We start from the raw sequence: 19,497 nt of genomic DNA, 5'->3' as shown, positions 1-19,497 counted from the left end.
ACCGATGCGCCTTGTCGTCAAAGTTCGGCTGTCGGGCGGCTTTCGTTAGCCCGCATCGGTTCTGGGTTCCGGGCTCTTCGCGGAGTTTATCCTTGGGCCGACCAAAGGTCGGACCCGAGGGGGAAGCCCCGGAATGACGCGGGTGGTTCCGAGTTAAAGGTAGTAACCTTCCACCTCAGCGCGCCAGACGCGGCTCGGCTATGGCCTGCGGCTGGAACGTGACCTCGCGGTCACCGGGCCATTTGATCCGGTAGGCGAGCTTGATCTCCTTCTCGGTCGCGGGGGCGAGGTCGAAGGTCCAGGCCTGGATGCCGCGCTTGTCGCCGACCTGTTTTTCGGTCGGCGGCGTGGTCTGCGGCAAGGTCTCGATGGTGATGGCGCTGCTCTCGGAGAAGGGTACGCGCTCGGTCACCGTGACCTTCACGGGCTGGGCGTGCAGGCTCTTCACCACGGTGCGGAACTCGCGCAGGTCGGTGCGGCTCTGGCCGAGCCAGGTCGGGTCGTTCTCGCGCCGCCTGACCGGCGCGCGCGTCACCTTGAGCTTGTCGTCGGCGCCGAAGCCGAGCTCGACCTTGTCGCCCGACGCGACGAGGCCGATCCGGCCCTTGCCGATATAGCCGCCGTCGCGATGCAGGAAGACCTCGCCCGGCAGCAACGGGGCCTCGTCCTCATGGGTGAAGGCGGCTTCGAGATAGGCCTTCTCCTCCAGCTCCGGCGTCGTCCGCGCGCTCAGATTCGGGCTGACCTTGCTCTGGCTCAGCAGGACGGCCTTGGACGAGCCGTCCTGCGGAACCGTGATCCGGCCGGGTACCTGGAAGCTCGCCTGATAGGCGCCGGCCTCGATCGTCGAGGCCGCAATGGTCGCCGGCTGCGCGACGCGGTCCTCCAGCGCTTGCGTTGCACCGAAGCCACGTGGCGCCGGCGCGCTGGCAATGGCGGGAGGAGCGGCGCGCTCCGTCGCCTGTTTGCGGGCCTGCTCCATGGCGCGCTCGCGAGCCTGATAGATTTCCTGCGGTTCGAAGAACATCACCTGCATCGGGGCGAGATCGGGCGCCCGCGTGCCGCCGGCCGAGCGGGTCGTCGAGAGGGTCACCGCAACATCGGCCCAGTCCTCGCCGCTGCGCTGGCGCAATTCGGCGCGGCGCATGAAATTGATCTCGGGCTTGGCCCCAGTGCTGCCGGTGGCGAGCCTGGCCTCGTAGAGCGGTGTCCAATTCGCCCCGGCGACGCGATAGCTCACCGTGAACTCGGCCGCGACGGGAGCAGGCGCCTCGACGGCGATGGCGACGTCGCGCTTGGGCGCGCCGGGGCGGCCCGCTTGCGGGCGGGCGCGTTCGAGGGCTGCGATCTCGCTTTCGATATCGGAGGCGCGGCCGCGCACAGTCCTGAGTTCGGCATTGACCTTGACCAGTGCGGTGCCGATCGCATCAAAAATCGCCGGCCAGTCGGCGACCGGCAGCGCCTTGCCGTCGGGGCCGAGTTTGTCGGGGCCGGTCTGCGCAAAACGTTCGATCGTGCCGCGCTTGGCCTCAATGGCCCCAGCCTGGCCGTCGAGCACGCCCTTCTCGTCGCGCAGAGCCTTGAGCTTGGCCTCGATCACGCTGTCGAGCGGCTTGGCGTCGCCCGGGGCGAGGCGGACATCGACGGCGCCGATCGAGAAGGAGCCGCCTCCTTTGCCCTCGACGCGGATCGAGGCAGGGTCGATCGTCGCCGGCAGGCCGCGCAGCACGATCTGCGAGGCGCCCTGCAGCAGTTCGGCCCGGCCGAGACGGGTGATCACCGCCCCGTCGGGATAGACGGTGACGCGGTCGATCCGCGAGGGGAGGTCCATTTCGGCGGCGGCGGCAAAGCTCGGCGCGACGATCAAGGCTGCGGCCAGTCGACTCATCATAGCGGTGTCCCCTCCCAAATCAGATGCCCGCGATAAAGCACGCCCGATTTCGACGTGGCAAAGGCGGAATTGGGCCGGACTGCGGAAGGGGGTGACGGAGTGCGCCACAGGTGTTGACGCGGGGGATGGGGATTAGGTGGTGCGAATGTTCAGAGTGGGACCGCTCCCAACCCATTTCGGAGATTGCATCGGATACATCGCTACGTCCGAAATGAACGCCCCGTAAGCGTGGTTCTTTCTCTGGCCTCAAATGAACCGAGCGATATCAAGAGCTTCCGATCGATCCCCATCACCCGCATCGTCATCCTGGACAAGCCGCGCAGCGGCGCAGCTCCGGGATCCATCGGAGGGCTCCGCAGCTCTACGATGGATCCCGGGACGAAGCTTCGCTTCGCCCAGGATGACGGCGCTTAGATGATCAAGACAGAGCCATTGAAATCATCGGCTTCATTTGAGGTCAGGCTCTCAGGGCAGGGCTTGCTTTTCCTGGGCACGGCTTGTGCTTGTCCAGCCGATGTCGAGTTTGACGGGGAGTAGGCCGATGGAGCGGTTCCGAGCGCTATTCTTCTGCCTATGTGCCGTTGGGATGCCGGCTGTCGCCGCAAACGCAGCCGATCCAGTGCAACCCATGACGCGTCAGGCACGGGCCTGTCTTGCCTGGGACAAGGACCTGCATCGCATGCTCGATTGGAGCGAGGAGTTCGGTATCCATGCGCCGGAGCTGCGTGTGGGCATTCGCGCAGAAGCCCGCAAGCTACGGGAGCGATGCATACGCGACATCAGCATGGCCTCGCTCAATCGCTATGTCATGCTCATGAAGCTGCTTTATGATGACGAAGCGGACGAGTTTGAAAGCTTCGACTGAAGCACCGCTATAATGGCGCATTTCAGCCGAGCTGGGTCAGGCGCTCGCGCCGGATTGCGGCGATGGCCGGCCGCCGCCGAGGGTCAGAACGGCGGAAGGTCGATCGTGGTGCTGAGCATCGGCCCCTGGATCGATCCCAGAAAGTCGAAGTTCAGATAGCTCGGCTCGTCCCACTTCAAGGGTTTGACCAGATAATTGAAATCGGCGGCCCCGCGTGTCTTGCCGAAGGCAAATGAGTCGCTCGGCGCAAAAAAGCCCTTGGCGATCTTGGCGTCGCCGCCGAAATCGCCGGTCGCCATGATCCGCGCCTGGCCCGGAGGGGTCCAGAACGGGTGATAGCCGCTGGGCTTCAGGGTCTGGCCGGCCTGGATTTCCAAGCCGATGCCGGCGTTGAGCTCGTCGCCTTCGAACAGATAGCGGTGAGGCCTCTGCTTGAAGCGATCCGTGATCTCGACCACGATCTTGAGCTTGCCCAGAAAATAGGTGCCGACCTTGGTGATCTTGAGGAAGCGGAGGTGGAACAATTGCGCCTCGCCGATCTGGGGCGGCAGGGGCTTGTCCTCGAAGGGCGGCGGCTCGTCATCGGGCTCCACGCCCTTGTCGCTCGGCACCGCCTTGATGTGCACGGAGCGATCGAGGCGGTTCTCCCACTCCTTGGCGTATTTTTCGCCGGCACCCGTCGGCTTGATGCGCAGTGAGCGTAGCGGCGTATGGAGGCGAAGATGCAACGCGACGGCCTGCGCCCGCCGCAAGGACAGCTCCTTGTTGTGGGCCGTACTGCCCGATGCGCTGCAATGGCCGATGATGGCGATGTTCCAGGGCATGAGCATGCCCTTGCGCATGATGATGGGGGCGAGGACCTTCTCGATATAACCGCGATGCAGCGACTTCAGCCGGGCGCTGTCGATGTCGAAGTCATAGAGCAGGGTGCTCACAGTCGGTTCGCGTCTATATTCCTCGAACCCGCCAGCGCTCCCGGTTTTTCTTATCATCGCGCATCCCCCGTTGAGTAGAGGTTTCCGGCGACGTTACGGCATGAGAGGCTCTACTGCACGCTGATTCCTTGGCTCAATGCGGCAGATTGCGTGTTTACCCGATCGCGGACTGGCATAGGCGACGGCCTCACCGCGCCTCAAGCCCGCCCGCGCGCGCTCGCCTGCGGCTGGACGCGGTGCTCCAGGAAATTGCGCAATTCGGTGACGCGCCGCCAGGGATCGAGCACCTCTTCGTCGAGAGCATGCGCCCAGGCGAGGTCGAAGCGCGCCGGGTCGGCGTCGAGCGCGGTGATCTCTTCCAGCCAGGTCTGTGCTGCCGGCTCGTCCTTGCGAAACCCTTCCGCGATCAGCAGCGGCGTCATCCGCCCCAGGATCGAGGCGACCTGCGCCAGCGGGAATTCGGGGTGGTACTGCACGCCCCAGAACAGCCCGCCTTCATGGGCGATCTCGCAGGCATGCACCGTGCTGTAGGGGTTGGAGGCCAGCACGGTCGCGCCGGCGGGCGGCTGCGCGATGGTGTCGAGATGGATCGCTGGCGCGTCGAAGGCGGCCGGCCGGCCCGCGAGTAGCGGATGGCTCTGCCCGGCCTGCGTCAGCGTGATTCTGCGGGCGAAGCCGATCTCGCGGCCCCTGGGATTGGTGATGACCGTGCCGCCGGCCGCGACCACACCCATCTGGATGCCCCAGCAGGAGCCGAAGCAGGGCGTGCCGCTGGCATAGATCGCCCGCATCAATTCGATCTGGCGCGTGACCGCCGGCTCGAGATTGTAGATGTGGAGCGAGGAGCCGGTCAGGAAGACGCCGTCATAGGATTGCAGGCCGCTGCCATCGGGCAGGTTGGCGCCCTCATCGGCCGGCAGGCAGATATCGGTGATGCTGCCCGGCGCGATGCGGCTGATCTCCTCGGCATAGGCGTCGGCGGGCGAGAGGTCGCGATAGCCCGCCGCATGGTTCTGGCGCTGCTCGCGCGTGTTGCCATCGACGAAGAGCAGGCGGAGCGGGCGAGGCGAAATCTGCAGCATGAGCGGAGTCCAGGCCAGAAAAGCGTGCCAAAGGGCGCATTGAGGGATGCGCGGGGCGACGGGCGGCCCTGCGCCTCATCTCATAGGAGGCAGGCCGCCTGCAAGGCTATTGCAATTGCCCATTCCTGCGGCCGACAAGCGCGACAAGTGACACAGGCTGAGACCATGCCCGCCAAGACGCAGCTACCCGGCAAGACGCTGCCGCAGCGTCTCTGGGGCAATGCCTATCTGCTACTCAGCCTGACCACGCTGATGTGGGCCGGCAATGCGGTGGCCAGCCGGCTCGCGGTCGGCCAGATCTCGCCGATGGCCCTGACCTCGCTGCGCTGGGTTTTCGTCTGCGCCATCCTGCCCTGGCTGATGCGGCGCGAGCTTGCCGCCTATGGGCCGGTGCTCAAGGCGCGCTGGCGCTATGTCGTCATGACGGGGGCCGTGGGCTTCACCGCTTTCAACGCGCTGATGTATCTCGCGGGCTATTCGACCACGGCGATCAATATCGGCATTCTCCAGGGCGCGATCCCGATCTTCGTCCTGGTCGGAGCCTTCCTGGCCCATCGCACCGCGATCGGCCCGTTGCAGGCGTTCGGCGTCTTCGTCACCCTGCTCGGCGTCATGGTCGTCGCCAGCCGCGGCGACTATCACGTGCTGACGCAGTTCGCCTTCTTCCCCGGCGACCTCCTGATGATCCTGGCGAGCTTTTTCTATGCCGGCTACACGGTTGCGATCCATTCGCGGCCGGTGATGCCTGGCCTCGTCTTCTTCACCGCGCTGGCGATCGTCGCCTGCCTTGCCTCGCTGCCGCTTTTCGGGGCCGAGATCGCGATGGGCCACAGCTACTGGCCGACGCCGAAGGGCTGGCTCATCCTCACCTTCGTGGTGATCTTCCCCTCGCTGATCTCGCAGATTTTCTTCCTGCGCGCGGTCGAACTGATCGGCCCCGGCCGCGCCGGTGTCTTCGTCAATCTGGTGCCGGTCTTCGCGCCGATCCTGGCGGTCTTCATCCTCGGCGAGCAATTGGCGCTCTATCACGGCCTGGCGCTGGCGCTCGTGCTCGGCGGCATCTTCATCGCCGAGCGGCTGGGGAAGCGGTGAGCCGGCAGCCCGGAAGCGGTCGCCATCAGCACTCCAAATCGAGAACCTGCCTCATGACAATGATCTCACAGGTCAGTTTGGTCGCCGGTTTGATGATGGTGTCGATTTCCGGCGCCTTGGCGGCGCCGAGATATCTATCCTGCGAATTTGCGCAGCCCTCGGGCAAACCCCAGATTTTCAATTTTGCGCTCGACGCGTCCTCGGGAACGCTTGGAATTCATGTTCCGAGCACCGGCAGCGAAAGACAGGTGAAGGCGGCCTTCGCCGCCAACACAGTCACCGCGAATGAGGGCGCGGTCGCATGGGAGATCGACCCATCCAAGCTGACTGTCGTCCGCGACAAGCGGATGGTGGGGGAGAAGGATCGCGGCGTCTGCAAGGCCATATCCGCCGGGGAAAGCGGTTTTGACCAATAGGGGGCCGGCGCGCTCAGAGCGCACGCCATGATGTCGGCCCGGCCGGCCCTCGACCGGCTGTCGCAGAACTCCTGACATTCGCGACAAGATGGCGACGACTGTCGGCATGCCGCGAGAACTCGCGGCCGAATGAGACGCATTTTACGAAGGAAGCCCCTTCTACGAGGCAAGGCTCCTTTTACGAGGCAAGGCTCCTTTTACGAGGCAAGTCCCGGCGCAAGCGCGATCGCCCGCTTTTGCTGTTCCGCCGCGATCAGCATTTCCACGAAGGCGGTCACCTTGCGCGGCCGGAACCGCGCTGCGGGATAGACTGTATGGATGCCGCCGGACGGCAGCGACCATTCCGGCAGGATTTGGATCAGCCGACCTGAGGCCAGTTCATCGGCGACCAGGAAATCCGGCAGGACCGAAAGACCTCCCCCGGCTCGAACGACCCCAAGCACGCCAGGCGTCGTGTCGATGGCAATTCTCGCCTGCAGGCGCACCGCGCGTCGATCGAGATCCCCGCGCGAGAATTGCCACAGCAGCGGTTCGCGCAACGCCATGTTGGCGACGAACGGAAGGGACGCAAGATCGTTCGGGTCGAGGACCCCGGCAATCCGGTCCGCGAACGCCGGTGCTGCGACCAATACTTGCTGGAAGGAACCGATCTTGCGGGCCTGAAGGCTGGAATCCGCAAGCCAACCGACGCGGACCGCCATGTCGACCCGGCCGGATGTCAGATCCATGGTCTGGTCGCTCAGCGCCTGCTCCACGCGGCAAGCCGAATAACGCGCCGTGAAAGCCGCGATGACCGGAGCGAGCACCGCGGCGCCGTAGTCGTTGGGCGCGGTGATCCGCAAGGTTCCGGTCGGCTCGATGGCGGCCTGGGCAAGTTCGTCGAAGGCATCTTCGGCTTCACGCAGGATCATCACGCAACGGGCATGAAACATCACCCCGGCCTCGGTCGGGTGGACGCGCCGTGTCGTACGGACAAGAAGGCTCGCCCCGAGATCCTGCTCGAGCTGTGCCACCTGGTGGCTGACCACGGCCTTGGTGATGCCGAGCCGCTCCGCCGCGCGCGTGAACGATCCGGCATCAACGACCGCCGCGAAATAGGCCAATCGATTGAGATTCATCGTTTCGACCAGGTCTCGCCGACATTGATTGTCAAATAATAACATACATTCTGTCTTGTCTGTCGGTCTTTCTCAATCGGTTCTCGGGCGTCATATCTGATGGCGAAGGAGCCCGGATATGATCGCCACCACCCACATCACCTATCTCTTCGATCCGCTGTGCGGCTGGTGCTACGGCGCCTCGGCGGCGCTCGAAAAGCTTGTGGCCAGGCCGGACTTCGCCATCGATCTCGCGCCTACAGGACTGTTTGCCGGCGCTGGGGCTCGTCCGATGGATGACGGTTTCGCGGCCTACGCCTGGAGCAATGATCAGCGCATTTCCCGCCTGAGCGGCCAGCCCTTCAGCGAAGCCTATCGCCGCGATGTGCTTGGCGACCATACGCGCCTTTTCGACTCCGGCCCGGCGACGCTGGCGCTCACCGCTGTCGCCATCACCGCCCCGGGTCAGGAATTCGCAGCGCTCAAAGCCATTCAAAGCGCCCGCTATGTGGACGGCCGCGACATCACCGCTGTCTCCGTCCTCTCCGATATGCTGCGCGCCCTGGATCTCCAGAACGCCGCTGAACGCCTCACAACGCCCGATGACGATCTGCTCGCCGCCTATCGCAAGCGCACCGAGGCTGCGCGCGAAGAGATGCACCGCTTTGGCGCCAACGGCGTTCCAGCCCTGATTGCGGGCGTGGGAGAGAGCCGCCGTCTCGTGCCCGGGAATGCGCTCTTCGGCAGCCTTGAGGTCTTGGTCGCCAGGCTGAAGGGCGTGAGCCCGGATCTGACCGGAACCGACAGGCGGCGCGCCTGAATTTCACCTTCGCAAACCCATCGACAGGAGAGCATCATGTTCACAAGGAGATCCATCATGACATCCAGCATCGCCGCCGGCACTGCTGCCGTCTTCGCTCCGGCGGGCCTCGGCCATGCTGCAGGGGCGCTCAGCTGGACGCATTTTCCTGCCGGGCAGAACGGATTCTACCGTGCCCCGGTCCTGGTCTCCGGCGCCACGGAAGCCGTGCTGATCGACGGCGGCTTCACATTGTCTGACGGCCGCGCCCTCGCGGACGCGATCAAGGCGACCGGCAAGAGGCTCACCACGATCTATATCAGCCAGTCCGACCCCGATTATTACTTCAGCCTCGGACCGATCAAGGCCGCCTTTCCCGAGGCGCGCGTGATCGCCGCCTCGGCGACGGTCGAGGCGATCAAGGGCAGCGTCGAGAAGAAACTGGCCGTCTGGGGGCCGCAGCTCAAGGAGAACGGCCCGCAGACCCTTGCCGAGGTGGTCATTCCCGAAGCATTCGACGGCAAGACGCTGACCGTCGATGGCGAGAGCATCGAGATCGTCGATGCCGAGGGCCTCTCCAACCGCCGCTATCTCTGGGTGCCGTCGCTCAAGGCGGTGTTCGGTGGCGTGCTGATCTTCTCCGGCGTTCATGTCTGGACCGCGGACAGCAATAGCGCCGAACTGCGGGCCGCCTGGGTCAGGAACCTCGACCTGATCGCCGCGCGCCGGCCCGCCATCGTCGTCGCCGGCCATATCACGGCCGACGCCAGGACCGATCTGTCCGGCGTCGATCACACGAAGGCCTATCTGCTGGCCTTTGAGGAAGAGCTGGCGAAGAAGCCCGATTCCGCTGCGCTCAATGCCGCCATGAAGGCGCGCTTCCCCAATTTGGGAATGAGCGTCGCGATCGATATCGGCGCCAAGGTCGCGACCGGCGAAATGAAGTGGGGCTGAGCGCCATGGGCGCCAATCTCGATCTGATCCGAGGAACCTATGAAGGTTCCTCGGAGGAGAACGGCCGCAACCTGCTCGCCGCCCTTGCTCCCGATGCCGAATGGACCGAAGCGGAAGGCTTTCCCTATGCCGGCACCTATGTCGGGCCGGATGCGATCATCGCCGGCGTCTTCCAGCGCCTCGGCACCGAGTGGATCGGCTACCGTGCCGATGTCCATAGCTTCCTGGAGGACGGCGATCATGTCGCCGCCTTCGGGGTTTACTCCGGCACCTACAAGGCGACCGGAAAATCCATGCGCGCGACCTTCGCTCATCTCTATGCGCTGAGGGACGGCAAGATCCTGCGCATGACGCAATATGTCGACACCGCGATGGTGCGGCAGGCGCTCGCGTAGGAGGTTCAAGGGCGATAGCGTAACAGCCGATCGCTTCCGGCCCTTACGCATCCCCTCGGCATATATCCGCTTTCGGGCGGCGGCTCGACTTCCGCTATTGTGAAGGGTTTCAGATTCGGGGCCCCTCCGCACGAAGCCTTGCGCGCTTCAGCGCTGCGCCGCGACCGCCGCTTTCGCCACTGCCGCATGGGCGGCCTCGCGGGTCTTCTCATCGGCCTTCGATCCGGCGAGATAGATCGCGATCGCGAAGACACGGCCATTGGGCAGCGTCACGATGCCGATGTCGTTGGTGGCGTGGTTGACACCGTCCATGGTCAGGCCGGCCCCGGTCTTGTGGGCGAAGCGCGCCCCTAGCGGCAGTCCGGCGCGGATGCGCAGCGGGCCGCTAGTCGTCTCCGTGATGACCATATCGAGGAAGGCGGCATGGGCTGGGTCGCGCAGCCAGTTGCCCTTGGCCAGCGCCTCCAAGAACAGCGTGCTCGCCTCGGGCGTGGCGGCGTCGCGCGGGTCCTTGAGGGCAAGAGCGAGCGCGGCTGAGCGCTTCTTCGGAGCGAGCGCCTTCAGCTCGGCCCGGAAAGCCTGCTCATCGACGGTCCTGTCCCAGCCGAAGCCTTGCAGGCCGAACACTTGCGGCTGGAACTCGCGCTCATAGCGATCGACCGAAATCCCCCCGATGCCGCCGTCCCGGAGCATCTTCGTCACAACCTGGGGGCCGCCAATGAGGCGCATGAGATTGTCGGCCGCGGTATTGTCGCTCTGGCCGGCGGCGAGCGCGATCAGCTCGCGCAGCGGGTAGTCATTGCTCTCGCCCTTGAAGGCCTTGGCCAGCGGGCTGTGGAACAGCGAGAAATCCTTGCGGGTGATGGTGATCGGCTGGTCGAGCTTTAGCTTGCCGGCCTCGACCGCCTGCAGCACCGCGACCGCCAACGGCAGCTTGAAGACGCTCTGCATCGGGAAGGTCTCGGAGCCGCGATGCGACCAGCTCTTGCGGTCCTTCAAGTCGAGCAGGGCGACGCCGAGCCGGCCCTGCGACTGGCGCTCGATCGCCGCGACCTCCTGGTCGAGCCTGGCTTTGTCCCAATCGGCGAGGGCCGGTGTCGCGAGCAGAGCCGGCGTGGCGGCGAGGATGGCGAAGGCAAGGGCAGCGTAGCGAAGCATGAGGCATCTCCTGGGGCGGCGCCACAGGGGAGTGCGATTGGGGCGGCGATGGGGCGCGTTTTGGGCTAAGCCGCCCCGCCCGGCTCTTCCGTGCAGATCTCCAGCTCGATCGGGCAGTCGCAGTCGAGATCGAGATGATCCGGCACGAGCTGCTTCAGGCGTTCGCGCAGGCCCTCCAGCGTCGGCGCTTCCGTGACGATGCCGAGATCGCAGCAGGAGACCGCGTACCAGAGGTCGGCCTCCTCGTCGCGGCGGACCTCGAATTTCACGGGAGCCATGGGCGCAGCCTTGCGGGGTGCGACCATGGCGCGCAGATCTGCAAAACGCATCAGCTCAGAACCTCAGCCGCCGGGCCCGCTTGACCATCGGGATCTCGTGGATCTTGTCGAGCAGCGCGTCCGAGATCGGCTCGTCCACGGCGACATAGCAGATCGCGTCGCCGCCTGGCTTGTCACGGCCGAGCGAGAAGGTCGCGACATTGACGCCGGCCTCGCCCAGCAGCGAGCCGAACTGGCCGATGAAGCCCGGCTTGTCGGCGTTGCGGACATAGAGCATGTGCGGGGCGAACTCGGCATCGACCTGGATGTCGCGGATCTCGACGATGCGCGGCTTGCCGTCCTGGAAGACAGTGCCCGAGGCATGGCGCGGCATGTCCTCGGCCTCGACCACGATGCGGATGACGCTTTCGAGGTTTCCCGCGACTTCGCGGGTCAATTCCTCGACCACGATGCCCTTCTCCTTGGCGATCATCGCGGCGTTGACCATGTTGATCTCGGGCAGGAAGGGCCGCAGCACGCCGGTGATGGCGGCAGCCGAAATCGCCTTCAGGTTGAGATGGGCGACCGCGCCCTCATACTCGATGCGGATGCCCTTGACCGGTGCCTCGGTGAGCTGGCCCAGGAACGAGCCGAGCTTCTCGGCCAGCGCCACGAAGGGCTTGATCCGCGGTGCTTCCTCGGCCGAGATCGAGGGGAAGTTGACCGCATTGGTGATGGCGCCCTTGAGCAGGTAGTCCGACATCTGCTCGGCGACCTGCAGCGCGACATTCTCCTGCGCCTCGTTGGTCGAGGCGCCCAGATGCGGCGTGCAAACGACGTTCTCCAGGCCGAAGAGCGGGTTGGCCTCGGCAGGCTCGACCGAGAACACGTCGAAGGCCGCGCCGGCGACATGGCCGGACTTGATCAGTTCGGCCAGTGCCGCCTCATCGACCAGCCCGCCACGGGCGCAGTTGATGATGCGCACGCCCTTCTTGGTCTTGGCGAGATTTTCCGCCGAGAGGATGTTCTTGGTCATCGCCGTCATCGGCACATGCAGCGTGATGAAGTCGGCGCGCTTGAGCAGCTCCTCCAGCTCGACCTTCTCGGCGCCGAGCTGCACCGCCCGCTCCGGGGAGAGATAGGGGTCGAAGGCGATGACGCGCATCTTCAGCCCGATGCCGCGCTCGGCGACGATCGAGCCGATATTGCCGCAGCCGATCAGCCCCAGCGTCTTGGCCGTGATCTCCACGCCCATGAAGCGGTTCTTCTCCCATTTTCCGGCCTGGGTGGAGGTGTCGGCGGAGGGGATCTGGCGGGCCAGCGCGAACATCATCGCAATGGCGTGCTCGGCGGTGGTGATCGAATTGCCGAAGGGTGTGTTCATCACGATGATGCCGCGCGCCGTCGCCGCAGGAATCTCGACATTGTCGACGCCGATGCCGGCGCGGCCGATCACCTTCAGGTTCTTGGCAGCTTCCAGCAATTTGGCGGTGGCCTTGGTCGCCGAGCGGATGGCGAGGCCGTCATACTCGCCGATGATGGCAGCGAGCTTGTCCTTGTCCTTGCCGAGGTTGGGATCGAACGTCACCTCGATGCCGCGATCCCGAAAGATCTGCACGGCGGCGGGGGAGAGGGCGTCGGAGATCAATACGCGAGGGGCTGTCATGGGATTGGTCCCGTGAAAAACGAGAAATCGATGTGGGGAAAGGCAGTCGGCAATCGGCAGTAGGCAGTCGCGGCAGCCGAGGTTCGACTGCCCATTGCCTCTTGCCGACTGCCTGCGCGCGAAGCGCGCCTACGCCGCCTTCTTGCTCAACCCCGCCTTGGCCTCGGCGAAGGCGTATGTGATCCAGGGCAGCAGCGCCTTGAGATCGCGCGATTGCACGGTCGCGCCGCACCAGATGCGCAAGCCCGGAGGGGCGTCGCGGTAATGGCCGAGATCGAAGCCCGCGCCCGCCTTCTCGATGATCGAAACGACCTGCTTGGCAAACGCCGTCTGCGCGTCGGCCGAGAGCGCCGTCACCGCAGGATCGGTGAACTTCAGGCACACGCTCGTGTTCGAGCGCGTCTTCGGCTTCACCGCCAGGAAGTCGATCCAGTCGTTTTCGCGCACGAACTTTTGCAGCACGCGGAAATTGCCGTCGGCGCGCTTCACCAGCCCGTCCAACCCGCCGACCTTCTTCGCCCAGTGCAGCGCATCGAGATAATCCTCGACCGCGAGCATCGAGGGCGTGTTGATCGTCTCGCCCTGGAAGATGCCCTCGGAGAGCTTGCCGCCCGAGACCATGCGGAAGATCTTCGGCAGCGGCCAGCTCGGCTTGTAGGTCAAGAGCCGCTCGACCGCGCGGGGCGAGAGGATGATCATGCCATGGGCCGCCTCGCCGCCGAGCACCTTCTGCCAGGAGAAGGTGGTGACATCGAGCTTGGGCCAGTCGAGGCGCTGGGCGAAGGCGGCCGAGGTCGCGTCGCAGATCGTCAGCCCCTCGCGGTCATCGGCGATCCAGCTCGCATCCTGAACGCGCACGCCCGACGTCGTGCCGTTCCAGGTGAAGACGACGTCGCGGGTTTTCGTGTCGACCTTCTTCAGGTTCGGCAGTTCGCCATAGGGCGCGGTGATGGTGCGCACATCAGTGAGCCTGAGCTGCTTGGCGACATCGGTCACCCAGCCCTCGCCGAAGCTCTCCCAGGCGACCATGTCGACGCCGCGGGCGCCGAGCAGCGACCACATCGCCATCTCGACCGCGCCGGTGTCGGAAGCGGGCACGATGCCGATGCGGTAATCGGCCGGCACCTGCAGCACCTCGCGGGTCAGGTCGATGGCAAGCTTGAGCTTGTCCTTGCCGACCTTGGCGCGGTGCGAGCGGCCGAGCGCTGCGTCAGAGAGATGTTTGAGAGCCCAGCCGGGGCGCTTGGCGCAGGGGCCGGACGAGAAATGCGGCACGCGCGGACGCGTGGCCGGAACGGTATTCGCCATCGATGTCTCCATCCTTACAGATGGGCGCGCCACGGTGGGGTGGCGTGTCCCGCCGATGGGGGTAGGGGATGAGGGCGGGGGGAGTCAAGGTGGGGCCACCCGATGAGGGGGCTGACGCCAAGAGCTCGCACTGCCGGACGGCCTCAACCCAATAAGTGCAGCCCGCGGATGACGGAAAGGGCGCGGGAACCCTTCTCCCCTGGCGGGAGAAGGTGGATCGGCGAAGCCGAGACGGATGAGGGGGCGCTGTGAGCTCTCCATCTAGCTGCCTATGATGCTAACCGGATAGGGCACGGCGCCCCCTCATCCGCCCCTGCCGGAGCACCTTCTCCCGCCAGGGGCGAAGGGGAGAGGCGTCGTGGCTGCGGTGAAAGGGCGCGGGGGACCCTCAATCCCCCGTCACCGTCATCTCCGCGTCAACGGCTTTCATCTTCGGGTTGGCGGCGCAGAAGGCCCTGATCCTGGCCTCGACATTGGCCTGGTGGGTCTTCGGCTGGCGATGGCCTGCCGCGCTGCTCTTGAGATAGGCGGCGCAAGTCATCTCCGGGTCGGTGATCGCGGCAAAGGCCGGGGCGGTGGTGAGGAGGCAGGCGAAGGCCGCGACGAGCGCGCGGGAGGCGAGGGGCATGATGATGGTCCTGAACGAGCGGGCCGCGCGCTGCGGCCGCGCCGCTCCTGCACCGCGTCGTCGTTGCGCGCAACGGCGTTTCCTGGTGCCCTGGCTTGCAGGGAGGGCATTGCTCGGGCGGCTTCCCTTCTCCCCTCGGGGGAGAAGGTGGCAGCTGTCCTGCCTGGATAGATTGGTGACAGACGAGCCCGGATAGAAGGGTGACAGTTTTTCCCTGGATAGTTGGGAGGGCTGGACCATGCCGTGGCGAGAGAGCTGTGCCATGGACGAACGGGTGCGTTTCATAGCCGACTGGCTGGCGGGCGACGTGTCGATGACCGAGCTTTGCGAGGTTTACGGGATCAGTCGCAAAGCTGGGTACAAGTGGCGGGCGCGCTATGAGGCTGAGGGCGCGTCGGGGCTTGCGAACCGGTCATCGGCGCCGCTTGCGCACGGGCTGGCGACGCCTGCGCCGTTGGTGGAGAAGATCCTGGACCTGCGACGGGCGCGGCCGAGCTGGGGTCCGCGCAAGATCGTGGCTAAGCTTGAGCAGCTGCATCCGGACTTGTCCTGGCCATCGCATTCGACGGCGCACGAGATCCTCAAGCGCCAGGGCCTGATATCGGGCCGCCGCCTCCGACGCCGTCCCCCGCCCCGGCTGGGCGCGCTGACCACACCCGAGCGGCCGAACCACGTCTGGGCTGTGGACCACAAGGGTTGGGTCACCCTGGGCGACGGCGAGCGCTGCGAGCCGCTGACCCTGGCCGACAGCTACAGCCGCTTCGTCCTGGCGGTCTCGGCGGGCGACGGCGTCCACACCGCCCAGGCCAAGCCGGTCATGCAACGCGCCTTCCAGGTCTATGGCCTGCCCGAGGTCATCCGTTCCGACAACGGCCCGCCCTTCGCCTCCACCAGCGCCTCCGGGCTCAGCGCCCTGTCGGCCTGGTGGATCAAGCTGGGCATCCAGCCCGAGCGCACCCGGCCCGGTTCTCCTCAGGAAAATGGCCGCCTCGAACGCTTCCATCTCACCCTGCTGGAAGCCATGCGGCCCGCTTCACTCAACCGCGCCGCCCAGGCTCAGCGCCTGGAAGCCTTCCGACGCGACTACAACCACGAACGGCCCCATCAGGCCCTTGGCCAGAAGCCCCCCGCCAGCTTCTACAATCCTTCGCCCCGGTCCATGCCCGACAAACTTCCCCAACCCGACTACCCGTCCGATCGAACCATCCGCAGGGTGCGTAGCAACGGCGAGATCAAGATCGAGGGCCGCCTCGTACAGATCTGCTCCGCCCTCAAAGGTGAGCCCGTAGCCCTCGAAGCGACAGAGCACGGCTGGTGCGTCTGGTTCTACAAACAACCCATCGGCCTCATCGACCACCAAGGCCAGAAACTGTCACCAATCTACCCAGGCTAAATTGTAACCAACCTATCCGCTGGACAAGCGCGTAGCGCTGACGGATGAGGGAAGTCTTGTTCCGGCTCGCTTCCTTCCCTCATCCGACCCGGCTTCGCCGGCCCACCTTCTCCCCCGAGGGGAGAAGGAAGAGAGAGGGCGCACCACCACCCCAAGCCCAAAATTGACATGATCGCGGCAAAAATTGCTATTGGGACGGGGCGCTGGGAACACGGCGATCGAGATGACCAGAGATGACGATCAGGGCGGCTTTGACGATGCGCAGCCTCAACCGCAGGACCCGGGCGACGACCCCATGGTCGCGGAGGCGATGGAATTGGTGAAGCTGTTCCGGGCGCTGCCGCCGATCAAGCGCAAGCTCGTCACCGACTTCGCCCGGGTGCTGGCCGAAGAGGCCGGGCGATAGCGGGATGTGGAGAACCAGCTTAGAATTGTTGCAAGTTTGGCCCGGAGCAGCGCACTCTTTTGCGGCGCAGCAAAGTGCCGGTCCGGCTTCGCGGCGATGAGGTCAATATGGCGGCACCCGCAAAGCGCGATCCAGCTCTGATCGGTCCCAGGCGTGTGCTCGGCTCGTGGCTGTGGAAGATCGAGGACGGCACACTGCGGGCAAGCCCCGCCATCGCCAGGGCTTTCCGGGTCGATCCCGAGCGCGCAAAGCTCGGGCTGCCGCTTGACGATTATATTCACGCCGTCCATCCCGATGATCGCGAGGCTTTCGACATCGAGGTCTCGAAGGCGGTCGCCGTCTCCGGCGAGTTCTGGGCCGAGTATCGCGTCGTGGCGCATGACGGCTCGGTGCGCTGGCTCTGGGATCGCGGCCAATGCGTCGTCTCGAAAGCCGGGCGGCCGATCGAATATATGGGGGTGGTGATCGACATCACCTTCGGCTCGCACCACGATCTGGACGATGCCGCCGACCATCTGATGGCGGCGCGCGAGATCGCGGCCGCGGCGCGGCAAAACGATCTGCGCTTCATGATCGATATGGCCCTGCTCGAGGTCGGCCGCGTAGCTCCGCACGAGCAGGAGCGGCTATCTTCCGGCAGCGAGCATTGACCGAAGCTAAGGCTGCTCTCACTTTTGGATGAGAGACGGATTCAGACTTCGGATGGGATCACCCCGTGATTCCATCCGAAGTCATCCTGCTCCAGCAAGACGGCCCTTGCGCGCACCCGGCGGGCATGGTGGGACAGGCCGACACACAAACCGGAGCCCGTCATGGCCAAGAAGACTCCCGAACAGCTAGCCAAGGAGTTCGAGGGCCGCAAGGCGAAGGGGCTCGCCAAGGGCGGGGCGGCGTTCTGGCCCAACATTATCGCCAATGCGGTGCTGAAGCTCACCGTCGCAGGCAGCGAGATCAATGCGGCAGTGCTGATCGAGATGATCGAGCGCGAGGCCCAGACGCAGGAGCTGGCGATCAAGGCCGGCGCGGCGGAGGCGGTGGCGCGGTTGAAGCAGGCGGTGGCGAAGGGGGCGTAGAGGATTCCCTTCTCCCCTCGGGGGAGAAGGTGTCTGCGAAGCAGACGGATGAGGGAAGTCTTGCCTCATCCGTCCTTCCCTCATCCGTCAGCGCTACGCGCTGCCACCTTCTCCCCCGAGGGGAGAAGGGAAAAGAGGTCTTGCTCTCCAGGTGCTCAGGCGCCCTTCAGCCTGGTGTTGCACTGGCTGTAATAGCCGCCGCCCTTCTGGATCCATTTCAGATCGCCATTGCCGCCATTGGCCTTGTTGATGTTGTACTGGTCGTTGCAGGTCTTGAAGCGCTGCTTGCCGGCCGAGAGCGTCGAATATTTCGAATCGACCTTGGTGGGGAAGACGGCGTTGCCGGCGGCGGCCGGGGCGGCTGCTGCGGGCTTGGCGGGCGCTGCCGTCGGGGCTGCGCCCGGCGTGGCGGCTGCTGCGGGAGCGGCCGTGTCGGAGCACTGGGCCTTGCGGAAATCATTCCAGGACTGACCGCCCAGCGTGTTGCCGGTCTTGGCCGCGTTATATTTGGTGCTGCATTCCTTCATCGTCAGCGCCTGGGCCGGAGCCGAGGCTTGCAGGATGAACCCGCCGACGAGTGCGAAGACGCCGGCGGCGAGCGCGGTGCTGGTCTTTGTCATGGTCATCGTTCCCTGACGGGCATGGCCCGTTGGTGGAGCTTCGGCCGGACGGCTCATTCCGGGCGGTCGTGCTGCAAGGAAGCAGGCTAACGCCTTTAAAATGAACGGTCCATGACAGAAAACCGGGCGCTCAGCCGGGTTCGCCGGCGATCACGCCCTTGCGGAACAGGAAGCAGCCATAGGGGCGGGGATCGCCGACCTGGACGACGGCGAAGGCCGCCTTCGCCGCCTCATAGAAGGCGAAGCGCTCGATGCCGACGAGCGGGAGGGGAGCGCCCGTCGCGCGGTCGAGCTCATGCTGCACCTGCGCCTGCACGACGGGCACCGCCTGTGCATCGCCGACCACCAGCATGCGCCGCACTGGGCCGGGCTCGAAATCGTCGATCGGCAGCACGGAGAGGATGGCGCGGGCGGCGCGGGCCATGGTCAGCCCGGGCAGGCGAATGAGCCGGCCGCTGGTGGTGGCGCGCGCGATGGTCTCGGCCGGGTGATTGGCGTCGACCAGAGCGAGATCGTCGCCATGGCCCATGGCGGCAAGCAGCCAGAGCAGATCGGCGGAGAGGACGGGATCGAGGCCCTTCAGCATGGGAGACCTTTCAGCATGGCAGCACGGTCACAGCGGGCTGCGTCCGCGGCGCGCGAGATAGAGCTTGCGGGCGTTGCCGCCCATGATGGCGGCGCGCTCGGTCTCCGAAAGCGGCGCGAGCAGCGTCTCCACGGTCTCGATCCAGCGGCCATAGCTGGCGCGCAGGGTCAGGACGGGCCAGTCGCTGCCCCAGATCAGGCGCTGCGGGCCAAAACTCGCAAGCAGATGCTCGAAGACCGGGCGCAAGGTCGCAGCCGTCCAGTCCTCGGCCGCCTCGGTGACCAAGCCCGACAGCTTGCAGAACAGGTTTGGATGCCGCGCCAGGGCCGTGATGCCCTCGCGCCAATCGCCGAGGTCGCCGCTGACGAAGTCGGGCTTGGCGGCATGGTCGATCACGGCGGCGAGTCCGGGATGGCGTTCGAGCCGGCTCAGCATCGGCGCGATGTGCCGGGGCTTGAGCAGCGCGTCGAAGGCGAGGTTTTCCGCGATCAGCGCATCAAAAGCGGGGTCGAGCTCCGGTTTGGCGAGCCAGTCCACGTCTGGGATGTCATGCACCATCGGGCGCAGGCCGACGAGCAGCGGGGTCGAGGCGAGATGCGCGATGCGCAAGCCTACGTCCCTTGCCTCGAAATCGGTCCAGCCGACGACACCGGCGATAAAGGGCGTGCGGGCCGCGACATCGAGCAGGAACAGGGTCTCGGCTTCCGTCGGCGCGGCCTGGACCAGGATGGTGCGGTCGATATCGTGGCCGGCGAGAAGCGGCGCGAGATCGTCGGGACCGAAATCGCGATGGATCGGTCCCAGCGCCGGCGTCAGCCAGCCATAATCGCCGCGTGCGAGCGTCCAGACATGCTGATGAGCGTCGATCCGCATCGG

General features: G+C 65.6%; 22 protein-coding genes. 10 read left to right on the top strand and 12 right to left on the bottom strand.

From position 1 onward, the window contains the following. Positions 1 to 175: 175 nt before the first annotated feature. Complete coding sequence (locus BHK69_RS00730) at positions 176 to 1,888, bottom strand: mucoidy inhibitor MuiA family protein (protein WP_158516132.1); 1,713 nt, start codon at positions 1,886 to 1,888, stop codon at positions 176 to 178. A 631-nt stretch (positions 1,889 to 2,519) separates the two neighbouring features. Between BHK69_RS00730 and BHK69_RS00720 the strand changes: the two genes are divergently transcribed. After that, positions 2,520 to 2,756: a hypothetical protein gene (locus BHK69_RS00720; protein ID WP_069688439.1), complete on the top strand. Its 237-nt coding sequence runs from the start codon at positions 2,520 to 2,522 to the stop codon at positions 2,754 to 2,756. A gap of 83 nt (positions 2,757 to 2,839) precedes the next feature. Here the strand turns inward: BHK69_RS00720 and BHK69_RS00715 are convergent, their stop codons facing one another. Both BHK69_RS00715 and BHK69_RS00710 read right to left on the bottom strand, forming a co-directional pair. Continuing rightward, positions 2,840 to 3,691: an OmpA family protein gene (locus BHK69_RS00715; protein WP_069688438.1), complete on the bottom strand. Its 852-nt coding sequence runs from the start codon at positions 3,689 to 3,691 to the stop codon at positions 2,840 to 2,842. Between the two features lie 197 nt (positions 3,692 to 3,888). Next, positions 3,889 to 4,773: a type 1 glutamine amidotransferase gene (locus tag BHK69_RS00710; protein ID WP_069688437.1), complete on the bottom strand. Its 885-nt coding sequence runs from the start codon at positions 4,771 to 4,773 to the stop codon at positions 3,889 to 3,891. A 165-nt stretch (positions 4,774 to 4,938) separates the two neighbouring features. Here BHK69_RS00710 and BHK69_RS00705 point away from each other — a divergent pair, with 165 nt between their 5' ends. Further along, positions 4,939 to 5,865 (top strand): DMT family transporter, encoded by a 927-nt coding sequence (locus BHK69_RS00705; RefSeq protein ID WP_069688436.1) that lies wholly within the window; start codon positions 4,939 to 4,941, stop codon positions 5,863 to 5,865. 53 nt (positions 5,866 to 5,918) lie between these two features. Then, positions 5,919 to 6,281: a hypothetical protein gene (locus BHK69_RS00700; RefSeq protein ID WP_069688435.1), complete on the top strand. Its 363-nt coding sequence runs from the start codon at positions 5,919 to 5,921 to the stop codon at positions 6,279 to 6,281. A 197-nt stretch (positions 6,282 to 6,478) separates the two neighbouring features. On the opposite strand, the gene BHK69_RS00695 is transcribed toward BHK69_RS00700, so the two are convergent. Further along, a complete protein-coding gene (locus BHK69_RS00695; RefSeq protein ID WP_083269033.1) occupies positions 6,479 to 7,399 on the bottom strand; it encodes a LysR family transcriptional regulator in 921 nt (306 codons plus the stop codon). A 118-nt stretch (positions 7,400 to 7,517) separates the two neighbouring features. Here BHK69_RS00695 and BHK69_RS00690 point away from each other — a divergent pair, with 118 nt between their 5' ends. Genes BHK69_RS00690 through BHK69_RS00680 form a run of 3 tightly spaced genes read left to right on the top strand, consistent with a single transcriptional unit; the run spans position 7,518 to position 9,526 of the window. After that, positions 7,518 to 8,198 carry a DsbA family protein gene (locus BHK69_RS00690; RefSeq protein WP_069688434.1) on the top strand — a complete coding sequence of 227 codons (681 nt, stop codon included), beginning with the start codon at positions 7,518 to 7,520 and terminating at the stop codon, positions 8,196 to 8,198. A 36-nt stretch (positions 8,199 to 8,234) separates the two neighbouring features. Then, on the top strand, positions 8,235 to 9,131 hold the full coding sequence (locus BHK69_RS00685) for an MBL fold metallo-hydrolase (protein WP_199579015.1): 897 nt from the start codon (positions 8,235 to 8,237) through the stop codon (positions 9,129 to 9,131). Between the two features lie 5 nt (positions 9,132 to 9,136). After that, positions 9,137 to 9,526, top strand: coding sequence for a nuclear transport factor 2 family protein (locus BHK69_RS00680; protein WP_069688432.1), 390 nt, complete (start codon positions 9,137 to 9,139; stop codon positions 9,524 to 9,526). Between the two features lie 147 nt (positions 9,527 to 9,673). Here BHK69_RS00680 and bla read toward each other — a convergent pair whose 3' ends face one another. From bla to BHK69_RS00655, 5 genes are all read right to left on the bottom strand, one after another. Next, the gene (gene bla / locus BHK69_RS00675) at positions 9,674 to 10,684 is read right to left on the bottom strand and encodes a class A beta-lactamase (protein WP_069688431.1); all 1,011 of its coding nucleotides are present in this window, start codon (positions 10,682 to 10,684) and stop codon (positions 9,674 to 9,676) included. A gap of 65 nt (positions 10,685 to 10,749) precedes the next feature. After that, positions 10,750 to 11,013 carry a DUF1902 domain-containing protein gene (locus BHK69_RS00670; RefSeq protein WP_069688430.1) on the bottom strand — a complete coding sequence of 88 codons (264 nt, stop codon included), beginning with the start codon at positions 11,011 to 11,013 and terminating at the stop codon, positions 10,750 to 10,752. Positions 11,014 to 11,017: 4 nt separating this feature from the next. Then, the gene (gene serA / locus BHK69_RS00665) at positions 11,018 to 12,607 is read right to left on the bottom strand and encodes a phosphoglycerate dehydrogenase (protein WP_069688429.1); all 1,590 of its coding nucleotides are present in this window, start codon (positions 12,605 to 12,607) and stop codon (positions 11,018 to 11,020) included. Positions 12,608 to 12,736: 129 nt separating this feature from the next. Beyond that, positions 12,737 to 13,915 (bottom strand): phosphoserine transaminase, encoded by a 1,179-nt coding sequence (locus BHK69_RS00660; protein WP_069688428.1) that lies wholly within the window; start codon positions 13,913 to 13,915, stop codon positions 12,737 to 12,739. A 388-nt stretch (positions 13,916 to 14,303) separates the two neighbouring features. Then, a complete protein-coding gene (locus BHK69_RS00655; RefSeq protein ID WP_069688427.1) occupies positions 14,304 to 14,543 on the bottom strand; it encodes a hypothetical protein in 240 nt (79 codons plus the stop codon). 262 nt (positions 14,544 to 14,805) lie between these two features. Here BHK69_RS00655 and BHK69_RS00650 point away from each other — a divergent pair, with 262 nt between their 5' ends. The 4 genes from BHK69_RS00650 to BHK69_RS00635 all read left to right on the top strand — a co-directional run bounded on the left by BHK69_RS00650 (position 14,806) and on the right by BHK69_RS00635 (position 17,415). Next, entirely contained in the window at positions 14,806 to 15,936 is a 1,131-nt protein-coding gene (locus BHK69_RS00650) for an IS481 family transposase (RefSeq protein ID WP_199578988.1), read from the top strand. A gap of 223 nt (positions 15,937 to 16,159) precedes the next feature. Then, positions 16,160 to 16,342 carry a hypothetical protein gene (locus BHK69_RS00645; protein WP_069688425.1) on the top strand — a complete coding sequence of 61 codons (183 nt, stop codon included), beginning with the start codon at positions 16,160 to 16,162 and terminating at the stop codon, positions 16,340 to 16,342. A gap of 107 nt (positions 16,343 to 16,449) precedes the next feature. Then, positions 16,450 to 16,992 (top strand): PAS domain-containing protein, encoded by a 543-nt coding sequence (locus tag BHK69_RS00640; protein WP_148663280.1) that lies wholly within the window; start codon positions 16,450 to 16,452, stop codon positions 16,990 to 16,992. A 162-nt stretch (positions 16,993 to 17,154) separates the two neighbouring features. Further along, positions 17,155 to 17,415 carry a hypothetical protein gene (locus BHK69_RS00635; protein WP_069688423.1) on the top strand — a complete coding sequence of 87 codons (261 nt, stop codon included), beginning with the start codon at positions 17,155 to 17,157 and terminating at the stop codon, positions 17,413 to 17,415. A gap of 155 nt (positions 17,416 to 17,570) precedes the next feature. On the opposite strand, the gene BHK69_RS00630 is transcribed toward BHK69_RS00635, so the two are convergent. From BHK69_RS00630 to BHK69_RS00620, 3 genes are all read right to left on the bottom strand, one after another. Beyond that, positions 17,571 to 18,035, bottom strand: a complete 465-nt coding sequence (locus BHK69_RS00630; RefSeq protein WP_069693253.1) for a hypothetical protein — start codon at positions 18,033 to 18,035, stop codon at positions 17,571 to 17,573. Positions 18,036 to 18,165: 130 nt separating this feature from the next. Next, positions 18,166 to 18,621, bottom strand: a complete 456-nt coding sequence (locus BHK69_RS00625; RefSeq protein WP_069688422.1) for an RbsD/FucU family protein — start codon at positions 18,619 to 18,621, stop codon at positions 18,166 to 18,168. 27 nt (positions 18,622 to 18,648) lie between these two features. Next, positions 18,649 to 19,494 carry an amidohydrolase family protein gene (locus BHK69_RS00620; RefSeq protein ID WP_069688421.1) on the bottom strand — a complete coding sequence of 282 codons (846 nt, stop codon included), beginning with the start codon at positions 19,492 to 19,494 and terminating at the stop codon, positions 18,649 to 18,651. Positions 19,495 to 19,497 lie beyond the last annotated feature (3 nt).

Source organism: Bosea vaviloviae (assembly GCF_001741865.1).
Lineage (GTDB): Bacteria > Pseudomonadota > Alphaproteobacteria > Rhizobiales > Beijerinckiaceae > Allobosea > Allobosea vaviloviae.
The sequence above is the reverse complement of the archived record's forward strand: the minus strand, read 5'-3'. Positions and strand labels throughout refer to the sequence as shown.

What these genes read in the sequence shown, in the direction of transcription:
- BHK69_RS00730 (WP_158516132.1), bottom strand. Translation starts at nt 1,888, where the DNA reads ATGAGTCGACTGGCCGCAGCCTTGATCGTCGCGCCGAGCTTTGCCGCC.
- BHK69_RS00720 (WP_069688439.1), top strand. Translation starts at nt 2,520, where the DNA reads ATGACGCGTCAGGCACGGGCCTGTCTTGCCTGGGACAAGGACCTGCAT.
- BHK69_RS00710 (WP_069688437.1), bottom strand. Translation starts at nt 4,773, where the DNA reads ATGCTGCAGATTTCGCCTCGCCCGCTCCGCCTGCTCTTCGTCGATGGC.
- BHK69_RS00705 (WP_069688436.1), top strand. Translation starts at nt 4,939, where the DNA reads ATGCCCGCCAAGACGCAGCTACCCGGCAAGACGCTGCCGCAGCGTCTC.
- BHK69_RS00700 (WP_069688435.1), top strand. Translation starts at nt 5,919, where the DNA reads ATGACAATGATCTCACAGGTCAGTTTGGTCGCCGGTTTGATGATGGTG.
- BHK69_RS00695 (WP_083269033.1), bottom strand. Translation starts at nt 7,399, where the DNA reads ATGAATCTCAATCGATTGGCCTATTTCGCGGCGGTCGTTGATGCCGGA.
- BHK69_RS00690 (WP_069688434.1), top strand. Translation starts at nt 7,518, where the DNA reads ATGATCGCCACCACCCACATCACCTATCTCTTCGATCCGCTGTGCGGC.
- BHK69_RS00685 (WP_199579015.1), top strand. Translation starts at nt 8,235, where the DNA reads ATGTTCACAAGGAGATCCATCATGACATCCAGCATCGCCGCCGGCACT.
- BHK69_RS00680 (WP_069688432.1), top strand. Translation starts at nt 9,137, where the DNA reads ATGGGCGCCAATCTCGATCTGATCCGAGGAACCTATGAAGGTTCCTCG.
- bla (WP_069688431.1), bottom strand. Translation starts at nt 10,684, where the DNA reads ATGCTTCGCTACGCTGCCCTTGCCTTCGCCATCCTCGCCGCCACGCCG.
- BHK69_RS00670 (WP_069688430.1), bottom strand. Translation starts at nt 11,013, where the DNA reads ATGCGTTTTGCAGATCTGCGCGCCATGGTCGCACCCCGCAAGGCTGCG.
- serA (WP_069688429.1), bottom strand. Translation starts at nt 12,607, where the DNA reads ATGACAGCCCCTCGCGTATTGATCTCCGACGCCCTCTCCCCCGCCGCC.
- BHK69_RS00660 (WP_069688428.1), bottom strand. Translation starts at nt 13,915, where the DNA reads ATGGCGAATACCGTTCCGGCCACGCGTCCGCGCGTGCCGCATTTCTCG.
- BHK69_RS00655 (WP_069688427.1), bottom strand. Translation starts at nt 14,543, where the DNA reads ATGCCCCTCGCCTCCCGCGCGCTCGTCGCGGCCTTCGCCTGCCTCCTC.
- BHK69_RS00650 (WP_199578988.1), top strand. Translation starts at nt 14,806, where the DNA reads ATGGACGAACGGGTGCGTTTCATAGCCGACTGGCTGGCGGGCGACGTG.
- BHK69_RS00645 (WP_069688425.1), top strand. Translation starts at nt 16,160, where the DNA reads ATGACCAGAGATGACGATCAGGGCGGCTTTGACGATGCGCAGCCTCAA.
- BHK69_RS00640 (WP_148663280.1), top strand. Translation starts at nt 16,450, where the DNA reads ATGGCGGCACCCGCAAAGCGCGATCCAGCTCTGATCGGTCCCAGGCGT.
- BHK69_RS00635 (WP_069688423.1), top strand. Translation starts at nt 17,155, where the DNA reads ATGGCCAAGAAGACTCCCGAACAGCTAGCCAAGGAGTTCGAGGGCCGC.
- BHK69_RS00630 (WP_069693253.1), bottom strand. Translation starts at nt 18,035, where the DNA reads ATGACAAAGACCAGCACCGCGCTCGCCGCCGGCGTCTTCGCACTCGTC.
- BHK69_RS00625 (WP_069688422.1), bottom strand. Translation starts at nt 18,621, where the DNA reads ATGCTGAAGGGCCTCGATCCCGTCCTCTCCGCCGATCTGCTCTGGCTG.
- BHK69_RS00620 (WP_069688421.1), bottom strand. Translation starts at nt 19,494, where the DNA reads ATGCGGATCGACGCTCATCAGCATGTCTGGACGCTCGCACGCGGCGAT.